Source organism: Limnohabitans sp., assembly GCF_040401135.1.
Lineage (GTDB): Bacteria > Pseudomonadota > Gammaproteobacteria > Burkholderiales > Burkholderiaceae_C > Limnohabitans.
The window spans coordinates 17,325-32,084 of record NZ_JBBAOV010000016.1 but is presented as its reverse complement, the minus strand read 5'-3'; the positions used below and the strand labels follow the sequence as shown (position 1 = coordinate 32,084).

The following is a 14,760-nucleotide window of genomic DNA, read 5'->3' as shown; positions in this document are numbered from 1 at the left end:
ATGAGCAACGAAGATGTGCGCGTGGTCGATGCCGACCAACTGCGCTCTGCCGACCGCAGCTTGGTACAAGTGGCGGTTGGCGTTTTGGTGCTTGATGATGGTTCTTTTTTGCTCACCAGTCGCCCCACGGGCAAAGCTTACGCGGGATATTGGGAGTTTCCGGGCGGCAAGCTTGAAGCTAACGAGACGGTTGAAGAGGCATTAAGACGTGAGTTGCATGAAGAAATTGGCATCACCATTCACGACTGTACGCTGTGGAAAATTGAGCGTATTGACTATCCACATGCCTTGGTACAGCTGAACTTTTGCAAGGTCACGCAGTGGACGGGTGAATTGCAAATGTTGGAATCTCAGTCGTTTGTGTGGCAACAGTTGCCAGTGACTGTGCAGCCCGTGTTGCCCGGCACTGTCCCAGTTTTGCAGTGGTTTGCAAAAGAGCGTGGGTTTGAGGGTGACACGCACACCGCTTAAGCTAGTTTAGGAAAATGAAAAACCGTCTGCGACTTTGAACAGGCGTTTTTTATTGCAACGGTGTGTTCTCAAAGTCAGCGTCATCTTGCGGTGTTTGATCGGGCAAACGGTGCTCCTCGTTGGCCCAAGCGCCTAGGTCAATGTTGCGGCAGCGCTCACCGCAAAAAGGTCGATACACGTTGGCCGCTTCGAAGCGGCTTGGGCCACCGCACTGCGGACAAACAACGATGCGAACCTCAGAGTCAGCCATGGCCTAGATGCACAAAGCCATTTCAAATGGCACGTCGTCTGTGCTGTGCTGCAAGCGACCATCGCCGTCATGGCGCATCATGCGCACCCAAATCATCAAGCGGTTGCCGCTTATTTCTGGGATGAAGCCCAAAGCTGGGTCCATCGCCACACGCATGAGTTGAAATTTACCTTGCGCCAATGATTGTTGGAATTGACCGCCCATGGCCATCATCTTTTGCGTGGTGCCTGTGTCGCGCATGAGTGAAAGTAGCAGGTTGACCGAGGCTTTCATGGGTTGGAATACATCGAACCAACGCATGATGTCGGCTCGACGCAGGTCGGGGCTTTGTTGTTGCCATGCGTGGTAAGCAGGCAAGTCAAAGCAGCAAGTGCCTCCCGGTATTGCAACGCGGTTACGTAAAGCTGAAAGCCATTCGTTATCGGTGATATTTTGACCAATTTTTCCCATCGGACCGCTCAGTCCGCTGTAGCAGCGATCAAGGTTTTCTAGCAACTGCTGCAATGCCGTTTCAGAAACAGAAGGGTTGCCGTGCAGGGAGTTGAACTGTTGCTTGTGGCGCTCTAAATCTTTGAGCACGTCCGACTTCAGGTCGGTTCTTCCACCTGCTTCTACCAATTCAAACAAAGTGGCGAGAGCAAAGTGGTTGTCTACCGGGTGGTCGCGTGTGGCGAGTTCGTCGAAGCGTTGAAACAAATGTTCCAGACGCAAATAAGTGCGTACACGTTCGTTGAAGGGATGTTCGTACAGAATCACGCGAAATACAGGTCAGTTATGGGGATCAAGAATTCTAATGATCATACCCGTACATCAATTGGGTTTAATGGGTCTAACGCGTTCGAATGGGTAGCTGTGCGACGGCTTCTTGCAAGGATTCTTTGCTGATGTTCTCGTTGTAAATCACCCAGTCGGCGGCTGACAGTTTTTGGGCGCGAGAGGCTTGCGCAGAGATGATGGCTTGAATAGCTTCGCGGCTCATCGCATTGCGTGCCACGACCCGTTGAATTTGGGTTTCTACCAGGCAATCCAACACCAAAACACGATCCACCTGAGCACGCCAGCGACTACCCGCCTCAATGAGCAGTGGAACGTCAAAAATCAAGGTGAGGTAGCCAGCACTAAGGGCAACTTGGGCTTGCCGCTGGGTTTCTTTGGCCACCAGTGGGTGGATGATGGCTTCCAACGCATCTTTGGCCTGCGGATTACTAAACACATGGGCTCGCACTTTTTCGCGGTTGAGTGCGCCTTCAGGGGTGATAAACGCGGCACCAAAGGAGCGTGCTATGTCCACCATGGCGGCACCTTGCGGAGCGGTCACGCTGCGGGCGATGGCATCAGCGTCTATTACTGCCGCGCCACGCGCCTGTAGCATTTGGCTGACGGTGCTTTTGCCGCTGCCAATGCCGCCTGTCAAACCAATGCGAAGAGGTGAGGGCTTGGGTGTCATGACGTCGAGTCTATTCAATAAATCACCAACCCATCCACAGCGCTACCACGTCGATGCCGATGACGGCCACGCAACCACCGGCAACCGCTAAGAATGGACCAAAAGGCACGTAACCGTCGTCACGTAGACGGTGGGTGAACTTAAGAGTCAACCCAACCACGGCTCCGCTCAAACTAGCCAGCATGACCACCGGCAACAAAGCCAAAGGTCCCAGCCAAGCCCCGAGGCCCGCGAGCAGTTTGAAGTCCCCCGCGCCCATGCCTTGTTTGCCCGTGACGCGTTCAAACGCAGCGGCCACTGCCCAGAGTGAGGCGTAGCCAAACACTGCACCCCAAACAGACTGATGCAAAGGCAATGGCAGCCAATCCAAAGCGCTGGCCATGAGGCCGCCCCACACCAAGCCCTGTGTCAGGTCATCAGGCAGCAGGGTGGTTTGCCAGTCGATCACAGACAAAGCCAGTAGCACGGTGGCAAAACCGGCCCAGCAAAAGCCTGCTGAATTCAAGCCCCAATGCCAAGTGCAGAGTAGCCAAATGAAGCCTGTCATGAGTTCGATCACAGGATATTGCAGACCGATGGCATGGCTGCAGAAGTTGCAACGACCTTTGAGCCAAACAAAGCTCACCAACGGAAGGTTTTGCCACACTTTGAGTGGTGTTTGGCAGCGTGGGCAGTGTGAGGCGGGCCAGCACAAGTCGTAGCGCTGCGAATTACCCTCGGCTGCGTGCTCGCCCATGATCATGCGTGGCAATCGGTGGATCAACACGTTCACAAAGCTGCCGATCAGCAAACCCAATCCAAACACCCAGGCCATGTGCCACGTCATACCACTTGCCCCAGTTGAAAAATTGGAAGATACAAAGCCATCACCAAGCCGCCAATCAGCAAACCTAGCACCACCATGATGAAAGGCTCTAAGAGTGTAGACAGTCGCGCGACGGTGCTGTCGACTTCACGTTCGTAGTGCTCGGCCGTTTTCTCCAGCATGTGGTCAAGAGCGCCTGACTCTTCGCCAATGGCGCACATTTGCACGACCATGGGCGGGAATAAGCCTTCAGTGCTGTCGAGTGCGCGCGACAAGGCTTGACCTTGAATAAGCTGCGCCTGAATGGCTTGCGTTGCAGCTTGAAACATCAAATGGCCGGTCACGCCCTGCACGGCTTCTAGTGCTTCGGTCAGCGGCACGCCAGCCGTAAACAAGGTGGCCAGCGTGCGTGTCCATCTGGCCGTACACGCATGGCGAGTGAGGGGGCCCGCAATTGGAAGGAGAAGCAGCAGTCGGTGCAAGGTGCGCCGCCAGTTGATGCGTTGCTGCACTTGTCTCCTCAGCCACCAAGCCGCTAAAGCAGTCGCTGCCAATAGCCAAAGCCCGTGCTGCTGAAGGCCATCGCTGAGCGCGATCACGCCCCGTGTGAGCCACGGCAACTCAGCCCCAAAAGAGGCAAAGATGTTTTGAAACGCAGGCACGACAAACACCAAGATCAACACCAATACAAGACCCGCAATAGACAGCACAGCGCTGGGATAAATGAGGGCTGAGCGGATGGTGGTTCGCAAGGCTTCTGACTTTTCAAGGTGGTTTGCCAATCGCTCCAACATGGTGTCGAGCAAGCCGGCTAATTCGCCCACGGCGACAAGGTTGCAATACAGCGCATCAAACGCGGTGTGTTGCCGCAAGGCTTGGTTTAAGGCAACCCCACCCTCGACTTGGGTGCGAAGCTCGCGAATGAGGATTTTTAAGGCGGCGTTGCTTTCGCCACGATCCAAAATATCAAAGGCTTGAAGCAAGGGAACGCCAGCGTGCAACAGTGTGGCCAGTTGGCGCGTGAATTGGGTGATGTCACGCGCGTACACGCGGGGTTGGAGGTTGAATTGAAGCCAACTGGGCAGATCGAATTGACGCTGAATCCGTGTCACACGAATGCGTTGCTGTTTAAGTTGCTTACTGACGTCTTCTTGGGTGATCGCGTGAATCACGCCTTGTTGAATATCACCTTTGCGGTCAACGCCGCGCCAGGCGAATCGGCGCTTAGCCATGATGTGTCAAGGCCATGACTTCTTCGGTCGACGTGATGCCTTGCAGCACTTTGAGCCAGCCCGCTTGGCGCAGGGTACGCACACCGTCTAAGGCAGCTTGACTTGCAAGTGCTTGTGCATCGCTGTCACGCATGATGAGGGCTTGCATGCCTTCGCTGATGGGCATGACTTGGTACAAGCCGATGCGCCCTTTGTAGCCCCTGTCACATGCGTCACAGCCCACCGCTTTGTGGGGTAATGCTTGAGTTCGTATGTGGGCTGGAATAACTTGTTGGTCTTGCGCGTTGAGCTGGCTGAAAAAGAAATCAACTTCTGTCGCATTCATGGGGCGCTTGCAGTGTTCACACAAGCGCCGAACTAAGCGCTGTGCAGTGATTAAGCTCACACTTGCCGCCACATTGAAGGCCGCCACGCCCATGTGGCGCAAGCGTGCCAAAGTTCCCGGCGCGTCGTTGGTGTGCAAGGTGGATAAGACCAAGTGACCCGTTTGAGCGGCTTGTATGGCGATGTCTGCAGTTTCTAAATCGCGAATTTCGCCCACCATGATCACGTCTGGGTCTTGACGCAACAGCGCGCGCAACGTGGTGGCAAACGTTAAGCCTGCGCGGTCATTGATGTTGACTTGGTTTGCGCCGGGTAAGTGAATTTCAGATGGGTCTTCCACCGTGGAAATATTTACCTCGGTGCGATTAAGTAATTCAAGGCAACTGTACAAAGACAAAGTTTTGCCAGAGCCCGTGGGCCCTGTCATCAGAATTAAGCCGTGCGGCTGCCCCAAGGCTTGAACCAGTTTGGCGCGGTCGTCTGGTTCGTAGCCGAGCGCTCCCAAGCCGGGGCGCTCTCGGCTGAAATTTAAAATACGCACCACGATTTTTTCGCCATGTAGCGTGGGTAAAGAACTGACGCGCAAATCAATCAGGCGGTCGAGGTGCGGGTATTGAATTCGTCCATCTTGCGGCACTCTCTTTTCGGCAATGTCCATACGTGCCAAAACTTTGAGCCGCGACACGATAGCGTCTCGCAGCGTCTGTGGGGGCGTTGCTGTCACGCGCAGCAGGCCATCGATGCGAAACCGTATGCGAAAGAAATCTTCTCCGCTTTCAAAGTGCACATCTGATGCGCCTTGGGCCAAGGCCTTATGCAACAAGTCGTCGAGTGTTTTGACAGCTGAGTCAGGAGGCGTCACCATACAAATTCCTTTAAGGATAGATGGCCAATTCTTGGATGCCCAGAGCTGATTGGGTGAGAGTGAGTGTTACAAAAGAGAGTGTCCTGAATACGCCAATTGGCGTATTTCCAAGAGTGATTAATTTAATTAAACTTTTGAAATCAGAACTTCTGATATCCAAGTTAACAATAGGACCAAAAACGTGAACAAGACTGAATTGATTGAACATATTGCAGCCAAATCTGACATTTCTAAAGCAGCCGCCACGCGCGCTCTGGCTTCCATCATTGAGGCAGTTAAGAAGACCCTCAAAAAAGGCGACACCGTGACCTTGGTCGGCTTTGGCACTTTCAGTGTCACCAAGCGTGCTGCGCGTATGGGTCGCAACCCTCGGACAGGCGTTGCTTTGAAAATAAAAGCCGCCAAGGTGCCACGTTTCAAGGCGGGTAAGGGATTGAAAGATGCTTTGAATTAATATTTAATTCAGATCAAATCAATAAAGGCCCGCATTGCGGGCTTTTATTTTTCTGGAGTATGTATAAAATAAGGCTCTTTCATAAAATATTAACTAGGAATATCTCACATGGCACGTACTACCGTCGCAAATCAACTCGCTTCAATTCGTAAGCAGCGCGAGCTTTTAGACAAAAAAGAGCAGGCTTTGAAATCAAAGTCACATGAAAAAGTATTGGCTCAAATCGTCACTATGGCCAAAGAAGCTGGCTTGTCAGCGGCTGACATTGCCAAAGCGCTTAATTCAGGCAAGCCTGCCAAAGCGGCAAAGGCCCCAAAGGTTGCCAAAAAAGGTGCATTGGCTGGCAAGAAAGTGGCTCCTAAATACAAAAACCCATCCAACACAGACCAAACCTGGACTGGTCGTGGCGTATCACCAACTTGGGTGCAAGCTTTGAAGGCCGCGGGCACGCTTGATACAGCTTTGATTGCACCCACTGCAACGGCTGCGGCCGTTGCTTAATTGGCGGATGGCTAAGGTTAAATCATGCATTTATTGAAATATTTGGTTTGTGCCTTGGCGTTGATTGGTTTTACCGTTTCGGCAAAACCAATTGGCCAATACCCCGTAATGCAAGTTAGCGAGCTACCTGACCCGTTGCGTTCGCAGTGGAAAATAGTAAAGCCAGAGATGACAAAGATGAGCCATTGCGCTGCTGCTTTTGACAGCCACACGGATGGCGAAAAAATGGCGTGGCATTGTTCTATATATATAAAAATGTCAGCAGAAGGTGAGCGTCGCGCCATGCATTCTTGCGAAGAAAAACGCGTAGCTAAAGGCATCAAAATGCCCTGTAAGCTGATCGAGGAATAAGCATCTGGCGCGCAATATTCAGCGCGTCAGATGTAATTTATGCATGATTTTCTGCGTGGCTTGAATAATTGGCGCAGCCGCATCTGCTAACTTGGCAGTATCTGTCGATTGGTGTGCCCACTGGTCTGCGCGGTCTAGTATTAGGTAGAAATCGTCCATATTGCCAATTTCAAAAGCCTCGTCTTTGGCTTTCATGATTTCTAGCAGCGTTATATAACCCAAGAAATACAAAGCGAACATCAGTGAGATGGATGCATTTTGCGATAACGCGGAGTCGTCAACGATTTCGGCAAACATTTCACGGATGGTGTCGATCGTGACAATTTCATTGGGGTCGAATTTAAATTCGGCTTTGAAGCAATCGCAAGCAATATCCCATTGCTGAATGCTGTCGGTATAGGGTTTGTCTAAATCGTGCATTCGGTGGGCTTTAAAGATTAATTGCGTCGGTCAAGCAACTGCGCAGCCAAGGCGTGCATGGCATCGCGGTAAGGGCTGGCGGGCAAAAGGCCCAGTGCGGCAATGGCGCGCTCGGCTTCTGCGTTGGCCGCAGCGCGTGTGGCATCCAGTGCGCCTGTGCCGCGCACAATTTCAATAATGTCGTTCAAGGCATCCATCTCGCCATTTTCAATGGCACTTTTGATCGTTTGGCGTTGCGCTAACGTGCCGCGTTGCATGGCAATGATGAGTGGCAGGGTGTTTTTGCCCTCGCGCAAATCGTCGCCTAAGTTTTTGCCTAGTTCTTTGGCGTCGCCGTCATAGTCCAGCACGTCGTCAATCACTTGGAAGGCTGTGCCGAGCGCTTGGCCATAGTCCGCGCAGGCGGCTTCGACATCGGGTGTGCTTTTGGCCAAGATGGCGGCTAAACGTGTACTAGCTTCAAACAGCTTGGCGGTTTTGGAGCGAATCACGCGTAGATAGCCAGCTTCGTCTAAAGATGCGTCATGCATGTTCATCAACTGCAGCACTTCGCCTTCTGCAATTACGTTGGTGGCTTCGGCCAGCACTTCCATGATGCGCATTTCGCCGGAATCCACCATCATTTGGAAAGCGCGGGAATATAAAAAGTCGCCTACCAACACGCTGGCGGGGTTGCCAAACGATTCGTTGGCGGTAGGGCGGCCACGGCGTAAGGTGGACTCATCCACTACATCGTCGTGCAACAAGGTGGCTGTGTGGATGAACTCAACTACGGCTGCTAAATTGTGACGCTGCGCATCGGTGTAGCCCAAAGCGCCGGCCATGAGCAGGAGCAATGCAGGGCGAATGCGCTTGCCGCCCGCTGAGATGATGTACTGCGACACATTTCCTACCAAGGGCACGTCCGAGTCCAAGCGTTGCGCGATGACGCGATCAACTTCTGCCATGTCGGCAGCTATCAAAGCTAGTGGGTTAGAGTCGCTGGCAATCAAAGCGTGGCTAGAAAAAAGTGTGAAAAGCGTTGAAAAGACTGCTGATTATAGGGATTGGCGCTACGGCTTAATCGCTGCTATACTATTGGGCTCTGCGGAAATCCGTCCGTAGATATCCAAATAGATTCTTATCTAGAGGTCTCACATGTACGCGGTCATAAAAACCGGTGGCAAACAGTATCGTGTTGCTGCTGGTGAAAAAATTAAAGTAGAACAGATTGCTGCGGACGTAGGCCAAGAGATTGTGTTCGATCAAGTGTTGGCAGTCGGTAACGGCGCTGAACTCAAGGTCGGCACACCCTTGGTGTCCGGCGCAACTGTCACAGTGACAGTTTTGTCTCACGGTAAGCACGACAAAGTGCGCATTTTTAAAATGCGTCGTCGTAAGCACTACCAAAAACGCCAAGGGCACCGTCAGCAGTTCACTGAACTGCAGATTGCTTCCATCAACGGCTAAGGAGCATTTGACATGGCACAGAAAAAAGGCGGCGGCTCTACGCGAAACGGGCGTGATTCCAACCCAAAAATGCTCGGAGTTAAGGCTTTCGGCGGTGAGTTGATCTCCGCTGGCTCCATCATCGTGCGTCAACGTGGCACTAAGTTCCACCCCGGCGTCAACGTCGGCTTGGGCAAAGACCATACGTTATTCGCATTGGTTGACGGCCACGTCTCGTTCGGCGTTAAAGGCGCTTTGAACAAGCACATGGTCAACATCACACCGGTTTGATTTTTTCAAACTGATGTGTGACAAAGCCCCGACTTGTCGGGGCTTTACTACTTTAAGACACCCATGAAATTTGTAGACGAAGCCTATATCGACATCGCCGCTGGCGATGGGGGGAACGGCTGCGTCTCGTTCCGTCATGAAAAATACAAAGAGTTCGGCGGCCCCAACGGTGGCGACGGCGGGCGCGGCGGCCATGTGTTTGCTGTGGCAGACCCCAACCTCAATACCTTGGTCGACTTCCGCTACTCACGCCGCCACGAGGCCAAACGCGGCCAGCACGGTTTAGGTTCCGACATGTTCGGCCATGCCGGTGACGACATCACTTTGAAAATGCCCGTGGGCACCATCATCACCGACGTCGAAACTGGCGATGTCTTGTTTGAACTTCTGGTGCCGGGTGAAGTCATCACCATCGCCAAGGGTGGTGACGGTGGCTTTGGCAACATGCGTTTTAAAAGCGCGATCAATCGTGCGCCACGACAAAAAACACCAGGTTGGCTGGGTGAAAAACGTGAACTCAAGCTCGAGTTAAAAGTCTTGGCTGACGTCGGTTTACTGGGTATGCCCAACGCGGGCAAGTCCACCTTGATCTCTGCTATTTCCAACGCACGCCCCAAGATTGCCGACTATCCCTTTACTACCTTGCACCCCAACTTAGGTGTGGTGCGTGTGGCCGCAGAGCAAAGCTTTGTGGTGGCCGATGTGCCTGGCTTAATTGAAGGAGCGTCTGAAGGTGCTGGCTTAGGCCATCAATTCTTGCGTCATTTGCAGCGCACTCGTTTGTTGTTGCATCTTGTGGACATTGCACCGTTCGATGATGAGGTGGACCCTGTGGCACAAGCCAAGGCCATCGTCAATGAACTGAAAAAATACGACAAAGCCTTGTACGACAAACCGCGTTGGTTGGTACTTAACAAGCTCGACATGGTGCCAACCGATGACCGCGCTGCCGTAGTTGCTGACTTCGTCAAACGCATGAAGTACAAAGGCCCGGTGTTCCAAATCTCGGCGCTCACGCGCGAGGGATGCGAGCATCTGATCAAAGACATTTACAAACACATCAAAGCGCAACAGGTGGCTGAACAACCGCCTGAGTACATTGATCCACGCTTTGTTGAGCCCTCGCCTGAATAAGTAGCATGACGATTTCCAATTCCACCGTGTTGCGCGATGCACGCCGCATCGTGGTCAAGGTCGGCTCTAGCTTGGTGACCAATGACGGTCGTGGCTTGGATGAACAAGCCATTGGCGAGTGGTGCCGACAGCTCAGCGCCTTGGTGCGCGATGGCCGAGAGGTCATCATGGTGTCCAGTGGCGCAATTGCCGAAGGCATGAAACGCCTAGGCTGGACCACTCGCCCCCAGGAACTGCACAAGCTACAAGCCGCTGCCGCAGTAGGACAAATGGGCTTGGCCCAGATGTACGAAACCAAGCTGCGCCAAAACGGTTTGGGCTCGGCTCAAGTCTTGCTCACGCATGCTGACCTCGCTGACCGCGAGCGTTACCTCAACGCCCGGTCCACCTTGTTGACGCTGCTCACGCACGGCGTGTTACCCGTCATCAACGAGAACGATACGGTGGTGAACGACGAAATTAAGTTTGGTGACAACGACACCTTGGGTGCCTTGGTGGCCAACCTGGTCGAGGCCGATGCGCTCATCATCTTGACTGACCAAAAGGGGTTGTACACCGCTGACCCACGTCTCGACACGAAGGCCACCTTTGTGCACGAGGCCTTCGCTGGCGACCCTTCACTAGAAGACATGGCAGGCGGCGCAGGCTCTAGCCTTGGTAAAGGCGGCATGATCACCAAAATTTTGGCCGCTAAACGTGCGGCAGGTTCTGGCGCATCCACCGTTATTGCCTGGGGCCGTGAGCCCGATGCTCTGGTGCGTTTGAGCCAAGGTGAAGCCATCGGCACCTTGCTGGTGGCACAAACTCAAAAGCAGCAAGCTCGCAAACAGTGGATGGCTGACCATCTGCAACTGCGAGGCTCTGTCACCATCGACGATGGCGCAGTGCACAAACTTAAGGGTGACGGCTCTAGTCTTTTGCCCATTGGCATGATCACAGTGGACGGCGATTTTTCGCGTGGCGAAGTGATTGCTATTTTGGATGGTCAAGGGCAAGAGGTGGCCCGTGGACTGGCTAACTACGCTGCCGCTGAAGCGCGTATGTTGTGCCGTAAACCTTCTGGGCAAATGACCGAACTGCTTGGCTACGCAGCCGAGCCAGAAATGGTGCATCGAGACAACATGGTGCTGACCAAATGAAAAACGCCCACCTAGGTGGGCGTTTGCAATTGTGCATTGGCTTTAACGCAACCCTGCTTGTGGGTCAGGGTCAAACGTGGCTCCGGGTGGAAGCTCCATGTTGATTGACCCACTAAATTGCTTAGCCATGCCACCGTTGTCTGGCGCATTGTGGTGTGGACCGCCACGCAAAAAACGGCCACGCGTCTCTGGGCGCGGTAAAAAGCGTGACAGCTCGGTCAGCGCCATTTCGTAAACACCGCGTTTGAACTCCACCACCGCGTCTAGGGGAACCCAGTAGTCGCTCCAACGCCAAGCGTCAAACTCTGGATGGTCGGTGGCACGCAGATTCAAATGGTGGTCAGGCGCAGCCATTTGAAGCAAAAACCAAATTTGCTTTTGGCCTTTGTAAAAACCACGCGCATCGCGTCGGATAAACCGGTCTGGCACCTCATAGCGCAACCAATCACGGGTACGGGCAACAATGCGCACATGCTCTAGCTTGAGCCCCACTTCTTCGTGCAATTCACGAATCATGGCTTGCTCGGGAGTCTCTCCTCGATCAATGCCGCCCTGAGGGAATTGCCAGCTGTGGGTGCGGATACGTTTGCCCCAAAAAACCTGATTTTTCTGGTTGAGCAAGATGATGCCGACGTTGGGTCTGAACCCTTCTCGGTCAAGCATAATCAAACCTCAAATTTTTAAACTGAGTTGATTATGCACAGAGCTGCAGGACTTCACTCAGAATTTGCCCTAATTCCCCCACTAAATTGACAATTCGATTGCACGCATGAAAGCCTCCCAGTTTCTCATTTCCACGCTCAAAGAAGCCCCAGCCGACGCCGAAGTGGTGAGCCACAAATTAATGATGCGCGCGGGACTGATCAAAAAGCTCGGCGCTGGCATTTACAACTACATGCCCATGGGCTTGCGCGTGATCCGCAAGGTCGAAGCCATCGTGCGCGATGAAATGAACCGCGCTGGCGCGATTGAGCTGAGCATGCCTGTCGTGCAACCGGCTGAGCTGTGGCAAGAAACCGGTCGCTTCGACAAAATGGGCCCAGAATTGCTGCGCATCAAAGACCGCCATGGCCGTGACTTCGTGGTGCAACCCACCAGTGAAGAAGTCGTGACTGACATTGCCCGCCAAGAAATTCGCAGCTACAAACAGTTGCCTAAAAACTTCTACCAAATTCAAACCAAATTTCGCGACGAACGTCGCCCACGTTTTGGTCTCATGCGCGGTCGCGAATTCATCATGAAAGACGCATACAGTTTTGACCGCGATCAAACCAGCGCCAAACAAAGCTACCAAGTCATGGCGGGTGCTTACCGCAATATTTTTGACCGTTTCGGCTTGACCTACCGCGCAGTGGCCGCTGATAGCGGCGCCATTGGTGGCGACTTGAGCGAAGAGTTCCAAGTGATTGCAGCCACGGGCGAAGACGCGATCGTTTATTGCCCCACCAGCACCTACGCTGCCAATATGGAGAAGGCCGAGGCATTGGCCCCTGCACACCCACGTGGCGCGGCCACACAAGCCTTGGCCAAAACCGCCACACCTGGCAAAAGCACCTGTGAAGACGTGGCTGCTTTGTTGAACGTGCCGTTGAATACCACCGTCAAATCTTTGGTGCTGGCCACCGACACGCTCAACGACAAATGCGAGATCGTCAAGTCACACGTTTGGCTGCTGCTCTTGCGTGGTGACCACGAGATGAACGAAGTCAAGGTCGGCAAGCTACCTGGTTTTGAAGGCGGCTTTCGTTTTGCCACACTGTCTGAAATTGAAGACCACTTCGGGTGCAAGCCAGGCTACCTCGGCCCACTCAATTTAAAGCAGCCCTTAAAAATCGTGGCAGACCGCGATGTGGCCGTGATGGCCAACTGGATTTGCGGCGCCAACGAAGTGGACTTCCACATGACCGGCGTCAACTTTGGCCGCGATGTGGCCGAGCCAGATTTCATCGCTGATATTCGTAACGTCGTCGCGGGCGATGCATCCCCAGACGGCCAAGGTGTGCTCGCCATTGAGCGCGGTATCGAAGTGGGCCATGTGTTCTACCTCGGCACCAAATACAGCCAAGCTATGAACGCCACATTTTTGGACGTGAACGGCAAACCGCAATTCATGGAAATGGGTTGCTACGGCATTGGTGTGACCCGTTTGCCCGCTGCTGCCATTGAGCAAAACCACGACGAGCGCGGCATCATTTGGCCCGACGCGATTGCGCCATTCACGGTCGTCATTTGCCCCGTCAATATGGACCGCAGCGAAGAAGTCAAGACCTCAGCCTTCAAGCTTTATGAACAGCTGTTGGCCTTGGGCGTGGACGTCATCTTGGACGATCGCGGCGAGCGCCCTGGCGCGATGTTTGCCGATTGGGAACTGATCGGTGTGCCGCACCGCGTGACCATAGGCGACAAAGGCTTGAAAGACGGCGTGGTTGAGTATCAGCACCGTCGCGACAGCGAATCGACCAAAGTGGTTGTGGCCGATGTGTTGGCGCATGTGAAGGCCAAGCTCGGTTTGTGATGCAGCGTGCCGCCGCTTTGCTGTTCTGCATGGCGGTGTTGACCGTAGCGCATGCTGGCAATCAGCGCGAAGAACCTTTGATCGACTCGGTACGCACAGCGCTCAGTGCTGCAGTGCATCAGTCAGGTCCGCCGAGTTTGGTCCATACCGATGCAAAGGGCGCCAATGCGTTTGGGCAATGGTTGTCGCAAAACGAAGCGCGGCTCGAAAAGCAACTGCAACGTCGCAAGAGCAGCCCCGCAGCGACGAACGCAGCAAACGTCGCCATTGCAGCCGCCTCAAGCAGTCCAAATGCGGCGCCTGATTTATTGGCGCATGAATTGGCCAATTCACATTTGCGCCGCGAGTTTTTGCAAACTGTTTGGTACGAAAGCCAACGTGCGGGCTTAGACTCAAGCTTGGTACTGGGTTTAATTCAAGTCGAAAGTGGTTTTCGTAAATTTGCCATCAGCAGCGCGGGTGCGCGGGGGTTCATGCAAGTCATGCCGTTTTGGACGCGGGTGCTGGCCGAAGGCGATGCCAGCGTACTATTTCAAGCGCAAACCAATTTACGCTTTGGCTGCGTCATCTTGCGGCACTACCTGAACGTTGAGGGTGGAGACCTGACTTTGGCACTGGGCCGCTACAACGGCAGCCGTGGTCAGACGCAATATCCAAATGCCGTCCTTGCGGCGCAAAAGGGGTGGCAATGAAGCAGTGGATTGTGATACTCGCGGCAGTGCTGTTGTCGGGCTGTGCCACCCAAGCCTATCGCGCGGTGGAGGGGGAGTGTGCGCCGCAAGCTTGGGCCGATTACCCCCAGAACAAAGTGCAAGTGGTGCAAACGCGTCAGCGCGTCATCCATGTGTCCACGGGCATGCGCAATTGCTTCACTCGCCAAGACGGCAACCACCTGCGCACCTTTTGCAGCGACATCACACGCCCCGAGTTCATCAACTATCAAGAGTTAGTGGTGGTCGATCAAAACGAGGCCGTGCGCAACATGGCCATTGCCTCATGCTCGGCCAATTTGTGTGTGCAGCGTTACGGCAATCCTCAGTGCAAAACTGAACAATTGCTGGTGCCGCTGCCTTCGCCGGCACCATCACCATCACCATCTCCTGAGCCCTTCACTGTGAAATGAAAAAGCCCGC

Annotated in this window: 20 protein-coding genes; 11 read left to right on the top strand and 9 right to left on the bottom strand. The window is 53.7% G+C overall.

The features are described from left to right. Positions 1-471, top strand: coding sequence for an NUDIX domain-containing protein (locus ABWP81_RS06255; protein WP_353140344.1), 471 nt, complete (start codon positions 1-3; stop codon positions 469-471). Positions 472-520: 49 nt separating this feature from the next. Here ABWP81_RS06255 and ABWP81_RS06250 read toward each other — a convergent pair whose 3' ends face one another. The 6 genes from ABWP81_RS06250 to ABWP81_RS06225 all read right to left on the bottom strand — a co-directional run bounded on the left by ABWP81_RS06250 (position 521) and on the right by ABWP81_RS06225 (position 5,394). Then, on the bottom strand, positions 521-721 hold the full coding sequence (locus ABWP81_RS06250) for a DNA gyrase inhibitor YacG (RefSeq protein ID WP_353140342.1): 201 nt from the start codon (positions 719-721) through the stop codon (positions 521-523). Positions 722-724: 3 nt separating this feature from the next. After that, complete coding sequence (gene zapD, locus ABWP81_RS06245; RefSeq protein ID WP_353140340.1) at positions 725-1,477, bottom strand: cell division protein ZapD; 753 nt, start codon at positions 1,475-1,477, stop codon at positions 725-727. 73 nt (positions 1,478-1,550) lie between these two features. Then, positions 1,551-2,168 (bottom strand): dephospho-CoA kinase, encoded by a 618-nt coding sequence (gene coaE, locus ABWP81_RS06240; protein WP_353140338.1) that lies wholly within the window; start codon positions 2,166-2,168, stop codon positions 1,551-1,553. Between the two features lie 22 nt (positions 2,169-2,190). Continuing rightward, positions 2,191-2,982 (bottom strand): prepilin peptidase, encoded by a 792-nt coding sequence (locus tag ABWP81_RS06235; RefSeq protein ID WP_353140336.1) that lies wholly within the window; start codon positions 2,980-2,982, stop codon positions 2,191-2,193. 8 nt (positions 2,983-2,990) lie between these two features. Beyond that, the gene (locus ABWP81_RS06230; protein WP_353140334.1) at positions 2,991-4,205 is read right to left on the bottom strand and encodes a type II secretion system F family protein; all 1,215 of its coding nucleotides are present in this window, start codon (positions 4,203-4,205) and stop codon (positions 2,991-2,993) included. Next, a complete protein-coding gene (locus ABWP81_RS06225; RefSeq protein ID WP_353140332.1) occupies positions 4,198-5,394 on the bottom strand; it encodes a GspE/PulE family protein in 1,197 nt (398 codons plus the stop codon). The genes ABWP81_RS06230 and ABWP81_RS06225 overlap by 8 nt, the downstream gene beginning before the upstream one ends. Before the next feature lie 181 nt (positions 5,395-5,575). Between ABWP81_RS06225 and ABWP81_RS06220 the strand changes: the two genes are divergently transcribed. The 3 genes from ABWP81_RS06220 (at position 5,576) to ABWP81_RS06210 (ending at position 6,700) form a co-directional block, all read left to right on the top strand. Further along, entirely contained in the window at positions 5,576-5,848 is a 273-nt protein-coding gene (locus ABWP81_RS06220; RefSeq protein ID WP_353132535.1) for an HU family DNA-binding protein, read from the top strand. Between the two features lie 108 nt (positions 5,849-5,956). Next, positions 5,957-6,349 (top strand): H-NS histone family protein, encoded by a 393-nt coding sequence (locus ABWP81_RS06215; RefSeq protein ID WP_353132532.1) that lies wholly within the window; start codon positions 5,957-5,959, stop codon positions 6,347-6,349. A gap of 24 nt (positions 6,350-6,373) precedes the next feature. Beyond that, the gene (locus ABWP81_RS06210) at positions 6,374-6,700 is read left to right on the top strand and encodes a hypothetical protein (protein ID WP_353132529.1); all 327 of its coding nucleotides are present in this window, start codon (positions 6,374-6,376) and stop codon (positions 6,698-6,700) included. An 18-nt stretch (positions 6,701-6,718) separates the two neighbouring features. Here the strand turns inward: ABWP81_RS06210 and ABWP81_RS06205 are convergent, their stop codons facing one another. Continuing rightward, a complete protein-coding gene (locus ABWP81_RS06205; protein WP_353132526.1) occupies positions 6,719-7,120 on the bottom strand; it encodes a hypothetical protein in 402 nt (133 codons plus the stop codon). A 17-nt stretch (positions 7,121-7,137) separates the two neighbouring features. Beyond that, positions 7,138-8,067 (bottom strand): polyprenyl synthetase family protein, encoded by a 930-nt coding sequence (locus ABWP81_RS06200; protein ID WP_353140330.1) that lies wholly within the window; start codon positions 8,065-8,067, stop codon positions 7,138-7,140. Positions 8,068-8,257: 190 nt separating this feature from the next. Between ABWP81_RS06200 and rplU the strand changes: the two genes are divergently transcribed. From rplU to proB, 4 genes are all read left to right on the top strand, one after another. Beyond that, entirely contained in the window at positions 8,258-8,569 is a 312-nt protein-coding gene (gene rplU / locus ABWP81_RS06195) for a 50S ribosomal protein L21 (protein WP_333843233.1), read from the top strand. 12 nt (positions 8,570-8,581) lie between these two features. Then, positions 8,582-8,839: a 50S ribosomal protein L27 gene (gene rpmA, locus ABWP81_RS06190; RefSeq protein WP_353132519.1), complete on the top strand. Its 258-nt coding sequence runs from the start codon at positions 8,582-8,584 to the stop codon at positions 8,837-8,839. Between the two features lie 63 nt (positions 8,840-8,902). Beyond that, a complete protein-coding gene (cgtA, locus tag ABWP81_RS06185) occupies positions 8,903-9,973 on the top strand; it encodes an Obg family GTPase CgtA (RefSeq protein ID WP_353140328.1) in 1,071 nt (356 codons plus the stop codon). A gap of 5 nt (positions 9,974-9,978) precedes the next feature. After that, the gene (proB, locus tag ABWP81_RS06180; protein WP_353140326.1) at positions 9,979-11,112 is read left to right on the top strand and encodes a glutamate 5-kinase; all 1,134 of its coding nucleotides are present in this window, start codon (positions 9,979-9,981) and stop codon (positions 11,110-11,112) included. 42 nt (positions 11,113-11,154) lie between these two features. Here proB and ABWP81_RS06175 read toward each other — a convergent pair whose 3' ends face one another. Then, positions 11,155-11,775, bottom strand: coding sequence for an RNA pyrophosphohydrolase (locus ABWP81_RS06175; RefSeq protein WP_353132510.1), 621 nt, complete (start codon positions 11,773-11,775; stop codon positions 11,155-11,157). Positions 11,776-11,881: 106 nt separating this feature from the next. Between ABWP81_RS06175 and ABWP81_RS06170 the strand changes: the two genes are divergently transcribed. The 3 genes from ABWP81_RS06170 to ABWP81_RS06160 are packed head-to-tail and all read left to right on the top strand — an operon-like array spanning position 11,882 to position 14,750. After that, positions 11,882-13,627: a proline--tRNA ligase gene (locus ABWP81_RS06170; protein WP_353140324.1), complete on the top strand. Its 1,746-nt coding sequence runs from the start codon at positions 11,882-11,884 to the stop codon at positions 13,625-13,627. Next, positions 13,627-14,319, top strand: coding sequence for a transglycosylase SLT domain-containing protein (locus ABWP81_RS06165; RefSeq protein WP_353140322.1), 693 nt, complete (start codon positions 13,627-13,629; stop codon positions 14,317-14,319). Before ABWP81_RS06170 ends, ABWP81_RS06165 begins: the two co-directional genes overlap by 1 nt. Then, positions 14,316-14,750, top strand: coding sequence for a hypothetical protein (locus ABWP81_RS06160; RefSeq protein ID WP_353140320.1), 435 nt, complete (start codon positions 14,316-14,318; stop codon positions 14,748-14,750). Before ABWP81_RS06165 ends, ABWP81_RS06160 begins: the two co-directional genes overlap by 4 nt. Positions 14,751-14,760: the final 10 nt, after the last annotated feature.